5 protein-coding genes and 3 pseudogenes are annotated in these 7,033 nt (G+C 46.5%); 3 read left to right on the top strand and 5 right to left on the bottom strand.

The features are described from left to right. Positions 1-35: 35 nt before the first annotated feature. From C6W88_RS22145 to C6W88_RS13340, 3 genes and pseudogenes are all read left to right on the top strand, one after another. Positions 36-158: pseudogene (locus C6W88_RS22145) on the top strand (hypothetical protein); the annotation flags it as partial. A gap of 625 nt (positions 159-783) precedes the next feature. Next, positions 784-1,182 (top strand): DDE-type integrase/transposase/recombinase, encoded by a 399-nt coding sequence (locus tag C6W88_RS21995; protein WP_108132791.1) that lies wholly within the window; start codon positions 784-786, stop codon positions 1,180-1,182. 15 nt (positions 1,183-1,197) lie between these two features. Further along, positions 1,198-1,557 (top strand): annotated as a pseudogene (locus C6W88_RS13340) (integrase core domain-containing protein); the annotation flags it as partial. A 115-nt stretch (positions 1,558-1,672) separates the two neighbouring features. On the opposite strand, the gene C6W88_RS21395 reads toward C6W88_RS13340, so the two are convergent. The 5 genes and pseudogenes from C6W88_RS21395 to C6W88_RS13330 all read right to left on the bottom strand — a co-directional run bounded on the left by C6W88_RS21395 (position 1,673) and on the right by C6W88_RS13330 (position 6,877). After that, positions 1,673-2,713, bottom strand: a complete 1,041-nt coding sequence (locus tag C6W88_RS21395) for a hypothetical protein (protein ID WP_146164662.1) — start codon at positions 2,711-2,713, stop codon at positions 1,673-1,675. Then, positions 2,710-3,864, bottom strand: a complete 1,155-nt coding sequence (locus C6W88_RS21390; RefSeq protein WP_146164661.1) for a hypothetical protein — start codon at positions 3,862-3,864, stop codon at positions 2,710-2,712. Before C6W88_RS21390 ends, C6W88_RS21395 begins: the two co-directional genes overlap by 4 nt. Before the next feature lie 2 nt (positions 3,865-3,866). Then, positions 3,867-4,763 carry a hypothetical protein gene (locus tag C6W88_RS21385; RefSeq protein WP_146164660.1) on the bottom strand — a complete coding sequence of 299 codons (897 nt, stop codon included), beginning with the start codon at positions 4,761-4,763 and terminating at the stop codon, positions 3,867-3,869. Beyond that, positions 4,760-5,482: a glycosyltransferase family 2 protein gene (locus tag C6W88_RS13335; protein WP_146164659.1), complete on the bottom strand. Its 723-nt coding sequence runs from the start codon at positions 5,480-5,482 to the stop codon at positions 4,760-4,762. The genes C6W88_RS21385 and C6W88_RS13335 overlap by 4 nt, the downstream gene beginning before the upstream one ends. A 188-nt stretch (positions 5,483-5,670) precedes the next feature. After that, positions 5,671-6,877, bottom strand: a pseudogene (locus tag C6W88_RS13330) (ISL3 family transposase). Positions 6,878-7,033 lie beyond the last annotated feature (156 nt).

Raw genomic sequence — 7,033 nt, 5'->3', positions numbered from 1 at the left:
TATGTGTCACCCCGAGCACACCTCGCATTAACTGGATGAGGTGTGCAGAAACCAAGGGGTCATTACACGACGAGCGCCGAGAAGCCATCCTCAAGAAGCTGCTCCCGCCACATAACCGCACGGTGGCGGAGGTGGCCCAAGAAGAAGGTATCTCAGTAGCCACGCTATACAACTGGCGTAAGAAGGCTCGCCAAGCGGGCCGTTTGCTACCTGACCAGAGCGATGATCCCGAGGGCTGGAGTTCGCAGGACAAGTTCCACGCAGTGCTGGAGACGGCGGCCCTCAGTGAAGCCGAGAATGCCGAGTACTGCCGGCAGCGCAGCCTCTATCCTGAACAGATTCAGCGCTGGCAGGCGAGCTGCGAAGGCGCCAACGACCGGAGTGAAGTCGCCTCCAAGAAGCAGAATGAAGCCCGCAAGGCGGACTGCCAAGAAAACAAGGATCTCAAGCGTGAGCTGCGCCGCAAGGAGGCCGCTCTCGCGGAAACCGCAGCCCTCTTGGCGCTACGAAAAAAGGCCCGAGCGATCTGGGGGGACAAGGACGAATGATCAGCACTTCAGATCGCCATGACGCCGTACAGCTGATCAATGAGGCGCGTGCCGAGGGAGCCCGCCTAAAAACCGCGTGCGCAGAGCTCGGCATCGGTACCAACATCTACCGCCGCTGGGGTCGAGGCGGTCAAGATCGCCGGCCTCAGGCCGTGCTGTAATGACCCCCTGGTTTCTGCACACCTCATCCAGTTAATGCGAGGTGTGCTCGGGGTGCCACATAGCCCAGAGACTGATGTGGTCGCTCTTCGTTGTAGTACCGCACCCTCGGGCGTGCGGCGAGCAGCACCAGCGTGGCCGCGCTCGTACCCCACGCCCAAAGGAGGATCCTCAGCGACACCGCGTGACACGCCCCAATGCCTGTTGGAGTTGGGACGTGACGTACTTACCGACCCGGGTGCGTGGGCAGCTCTACAACCTCTACATGATCGTCGACATATACAGCCGCAAGATCGTTGATGCCGAGGTATTCGACCAAGAGTCCATGGGCAACAGCAGCGAGGTCATCCAGCGCGCCGTGTTGCGCGAAGGCTGCATCAACAAACCATTGGTGTTGCATGCTGATAATGGCTCCGCCATGAAAGGGTCGACGCTTCAGGCGACACTCCAGCGACCGAACATCTCCCCGTCGTAAAGCCGCCCCCGAGTCTCTAATGACAACGCCTTCTCGGAGTCGCTGTTCAGGACATGCAAGTACCGGCCTGTCTACCCGTCAGACGGCTACGAGAGCCTGTCAGCGGCACAGCAGTGGGTGACCTGCTTCTTGCGCTGGTACAACCACGAGCACCGCCACAGCCCCATCCGCTTCGTCACCCCAGAGGAGCGGCATACCGGCCAGGATGACGAGGTTCTGGCAAGGCGGGATGCCATCTATGCTGAGGCGAAACGGCAACATCCCGGACGGTGGAGCAGCGCTACCCGCAACTGGACGCCACGTCGGACGGCCTGGCTGAATCCCGATCAGGAAGATCCAATCTTCATTCAGGATCAGCGTTTAGAAGCCGCGTGATCTCGCGTTCCAACAAGCTTGACAGGCATCGAGATGCACAAACTGGTGGCGCAGTTTCAGGTAACTCCATCATTGATACATTGAAGGTATTGCACTCAGAAAATTAATCCGCCCTTTATGAAACGAAGCCATTCAACAAAAGAATTGCTGTATATAAAAAAATAAACGTTAGGGGTTTTTTAGAAAAGACCCCTGTCTTACTAAGATCTTTCACGATAGAATATGTGATTGTACAAAAAGCCGCAAAGAAGCCAATAAAAATAGAGCCAAACTCAAGATTATAAAAAGCAGTCGCAGAAACCAAAAATCCAATAACCATCATAAAGGAAAACTCAGAAACAAAACTCGCAGCAACCCTAAATGAATACAATACCAATGGAAATAGCGCATACAAAGAGATTCGCCGCGACACCTCGAAAAACATCATCTCTTGGCTCGTAACAACAACCGAAAGTTCCTCGACACAAGCATACACAAATAAAGGAAGTGCACACGCAATACCAAAATTAAAGATCGAAGACTTACTTATGGAAAAATATTCCAATAATATAAAAACTATATTGTTAAAACGAACCTTAGAAAAATCAAAAAAATATAGCAGCAAACACATTGAAAATATTGCTTGCACTGAAACGTAAAAAGCCACAGGATTTATATCAACATTAATCCAAGCAACCATTATTGTTGTAAGAATACTTGCACCACCAATTAGTGGAATTATTAATGCGCTAAAAATAGTAAACCTCAAAGGATCGCGGTTAGCCCTCGCTCCAGAGGCAAGAAATTGAGCTATCGACGATGCGTACGCCAACATACCAGCTGAAAAGTCATAGGAAAATATTAGGCAATAAAAAAAGTAAACAAAAAAAGAGAATGTTAAACCAATTATTTTTTCACCAATGACTTGATGTGAAAAAAGAAAAAGAGGGCTGTCTCGCTTTCCTAATTCTGTTCCGACATCTACCTTTGCACTTTCGAGGATTTTTACTCCGTTCCCTAACCTAAAAACAACACCCACAAAAAATGCAAGTGATTGTACTACCACATATTCACTAATATAATCTTCGAAGGTGTTATAAAAAACAACAATATTGATTAAACCAAAAAGCCCCCCGAGGAGTTTAATCAGCAATTCACGACTGAGGATACTTCTCATTTACTCTCCTTGGCGCTTTTTCTAATTGAGAGTCTAGTAAATAGAATAGAAAAAACCAGGAACGTTAAAGAAGAGTCCCCTAATCGCGTTGCCAAAAAACCTAAAACCAAACTAATAGAACCTCCGCTCTTAACAAATGAAAGGCCAGCCAGGAGGCACAGGACGAAACCCAAAAGACCATAATGAAGTAAAAACAGAAGAGGCATACCATTAGAATTTACGAATGCGCAACCATCCATTATGTTTGCCCTTCCATCCGCAAGAACTGAATCAAATGTCAGGCGTGAGTTCTCGCCAATCCCTTTTCCCAGCCACCATTCTCCCTTAAAAACACAATTAACATTTGATATCTTCAACGCGATTGATGCACTTGGGCCTGGGGGTATGTCTCCTTGAAAAGAGGAATAAAAAAAGTCTTCACCACTAAACCTGTCACCAATACCGGCTCCATACAACATAGCCCCTAGCAACACGGCCCCCAGTAAAATGAATAGCAACCTAATACTCTTATACCTTACCTCGCTGTATAGGGAAACAACGAGAAATGAGAACAACAGCAGACCTATTCCAGACACACTGAGCAACAAATTTGTTCCCACCAAGAGGTAGGCTAACAACAACTTTCCTCGAGCTATTGTACTTACTGTTGGAAACAAAGCTCTGTACACAAAAAACAACGCATATGACGTAACCGCATACATTCCAGATTCAGGGAATATTGAAGTTGCCCTAAACACCCCTCCACCATAAGGCTTCCACTCTTGACCTAAGATCTCCGCAATAGGAAAAAAAAAAGAAAAAATCCCGGCTACCAACAGTATTACCTGAACAATATTGTGCGCGATGCAGAGGGGTATTTCCTTACTATAGCCTTTTTTAACAATATAGATTGATAATAAAATCACCAACCCACAAACCAAAAAATTATTTACTACTTGGAGCAAGTCAGTATTATATCTGACCATCTCGATCATCGACCCGTAAACAACAACGAGCGAAAGAAAAAACAATAGGATAAAACTAACTCTTCTTAACTTTATTTTGAAAAACCTTAACGCCGAGAAACCTCCAATTAATATTAAACTTTTATAAATAAAGTACGGCGTTATATAAAAAAAAAGAAAGGGGAGAAATGCGAAAAGAGCAACCATGGCTACCATCTCCGGATAAAACCTAGCGCTTTATTCTTAGTGTCAATACCCAATAAAAGACACGACTTGATTAGAAAATCTATCTTTTGCAGCAGATCGAGGTTACTAAACTTCACAGTAGGAACTATAAGATCGCATTTTCCAGCCTTCCCTGTAAAAGCAGTGCTATCAATATTCACTCTCTGATAATCTATTGATTCAGGCTGAATCCCGAACTTTCGTGAAATAATTTCTTCAATACTTTCTCCCTTATTGCTACTGTATGAGACCCGGTGGTTGGCTGGAAGACTAACGTTGCATACCTCTCGATTTAAAAACTCACCTACATTTACAAATATATTACCGGGGGGTAAAAAGAAAAAATTATAGCGATTTAAACTCAAGTATGAAAAAACCTGTGATATAGTTTTAGCTTTTTTCTTATAAAAGTATTGCGGCAATGGTAAAAACCTTGAAACACCGTTACTTAATATCTCATTATAATGCGAATCAAAAAGTTCCTGGACATCTCTAGTTGATATTAGTATTAATACTTCTTGAGGGTTTACTACTTCAAGAAGTTTTGAGTTTAGGAATTTTTTTATAACATGTGAAGAATAAAACGGGATTAGGTTTTCAGCTGACAAAAAGAGATTAAATGCAGTCCCATCTTTGCTCTCTAAAGATTCAAGTTCTTTTTTAAACAGATCTATAAATTTATTATCATTACATCTTCGAACAACTTCATCATGACCGGAGCATGCTTCTCCCTTTTTATTGTTGCTAACCACTAGCCCTATCTTTGGGAAGTAAATATTCTTTTCGAAAAGACGTTCTCGGTCTTCATCCATGTAGTATTGTAGGCTTGTAGTGCCTGTTTTGTGATATCCAACATGTATAACTAACTTATCGACACTCATTTCCCCAACCTTTTAAGATGAAGCACTGCAGTTTTAAATATAGTTTCGCCAAAGAAATTAAATATTTTTTGTGACAACTTTCTTTTTTTCAACACCAAGATTTCATAAAAATCACAATCTACAAATTTCCAGTTATTATTGTAAAATATCAGAGGCTCATAACCATGATTCCTACCAAAGACATCTAGTATCTTCAACCTTATTAACAAGGGGCTCTTTGAGATTTTTTTCTCTAATGATCGCCAAACCGATGGTACAAGCATATAATGCGCGTCCATTTTCATTAAATACTTTTCTTTCCCTTCGGAGAAGGCTTTATTATACATTACTGATAACGGTGTCTTTCCTTCTAGCACTTGAATTTTATAGTTTTCACCTGCACGTGCGTACTCTGTTGTATCATAGCAGTACTTGAAAGACACACCATCATTTTCATATTCCTTTTTGACATTATAAAAAATGTCTTTTGTTCTGTCTGTTGAGCCATTATCATAAAGAATAATTTCGCTAGCTATGTGGACAACGGACATAAGAGACAAATAGAAAGTCTCCTCTCCGTTCTTCACACGATAAACAATACTGACAGGAAGCCTCGAGATATTTTTCTTAAACTCGGCTACAGCACGGTCAGACTCATCTCTTTTAAGACCTCGTGGAACTTCTGTCCGAAAACACACTTTACCTGTGTATAGAATGTTTTTTAAAAAATTTCCAATCAACTTTATTCCTCTTTAGAAAATTTTTTATTTACCGGTCGTATTATTTTAAGACCATTATGATCATCTATGTCATCCGAAAAATTATTTTTTTCATTAGATGCACAAACACAACATTATAAACAGAACCATGAATATAAAACAATTTTTCTAGATTATAGTTTAATCAATTAGAAGGCTGAGAAAAAGGTTCATCGCACTTTGCCGGAAAATCCGGCACGGATCTTCAGGAAGAAGTTCGCCGTGTCGCGCCATCCATAGGCCATCCGCTTGATGACCTTGATTCGGTTGTTCATGCCCACCAGCACGTTGGTGTTCAACCGGTGCCGAGCACTGCACAGGATCCCCTCCAGGTAGGGAGCCAATTTCCTGGCGAAGCGATCCAGAGCCTCAATACCGCTGCTGATGGCCATCTCGTGCCACTCCCGCCAAGCGTTTCGGGCGGTAGTCTGTCTCGTCATCGGCAAACCAGAGGGTCTTGAGCTGTTCCTTGAGTAGATACGCTGTGGTCAGTGACGCATTGGCCGCCAGCAGCTCTTCCAGCTTTACCGCCTGCTCAGGTTTGAGGTTGTTGGCATTGCCCAGCAGCAGCCAGCGGCTGCCCTTGATGATCTTGCGGGCCGCCTTGTCATCGCGCAGCTGGTTGGCCTGGTCGACGCGCACCCGATCCATCACCTCGCGTCCGTATTTGGCCACCACGTGGAAGCGGTCATAGACCACCACGGCGTTGGGACATTGGTCCTTCGCCTCGAGATCGAAGGCCGAGTTCATGTCCATGGCGACGGCCTCGATCTGCTCTCGCGCCTCGCCCAGCCACGCGAAGAATGGGCGGATCGCTTCACGGGGGCGGCCTTCCCCGGTCCATACCACCTGCTGGGTGTCAGCGCAGGCGACCAGGGTGGCGTAGCGCTGCCCCTTGTGCAGGGCGAACTCGTCCATCATCAGGCGCCGCAAGCGTGTCGGGTCCGGTACCGGCAGGTCGCGTTGCAGGCGCTGCTTGTCGATGGTCTTGACGGTATGCCAGTGCAAGCCGACCAGGTCCGTGACATGCCGAATCGGCAGCAACGTGACCAGACGCTCCACCCACTGGCGCAGCGTGGTGGTGACCGGAGAGCGCCCGGGCAACCAGTCAATGCGCTCGCGTGTCGGGCCACAGACCGGGCAGCGTAGGCCTCGAACCGGGACGTCGAGCTCTACTCGGTAGATCAGCAGCGGCGCCTCACGGACGCGCCGGCGATGCACGTCGTGCACCAGGAAACTGGCGTGGTCGCAGCCGCTACAGACAGGCGGAATCCGGTCATCGGGCTCCAGCTGGAGCCGCAGCGTTTGAGCATCCAGGAACTCGTGGTGGGCGACGGTGAAGTCTTTCCAGAACAGGCAGAGCGGGGTAGTATCCATGGCAACGGCGGTGTCCGTAGGCTGACGTTTTGGCGAATATCAGCTTACTCGAATTTACCGCCATTTCTCTATCCTGCCTGTCCTCACGCGCCTTGCCCGTTTCACGCTAATCTGCGATGAACAGAGAAAAAGGGCGGTTTCAATGCGCAATCGAAA

Origin of the sequence: Halomonas litopenaei (assembly GCF_003045775.1) — a bacterium.
Lineage (GTDB): Bacteria > Pseudomonadota > Gammaproteobacteria > Pseudomonadales > Halomonadaceae > Halomonas > Halomonas litopenaei.
The sequence above is the reverse complement of the archived record's forward strand: the minus strand, read 5'-3'. Positions and strand labels throughout refer to the sequence as shown.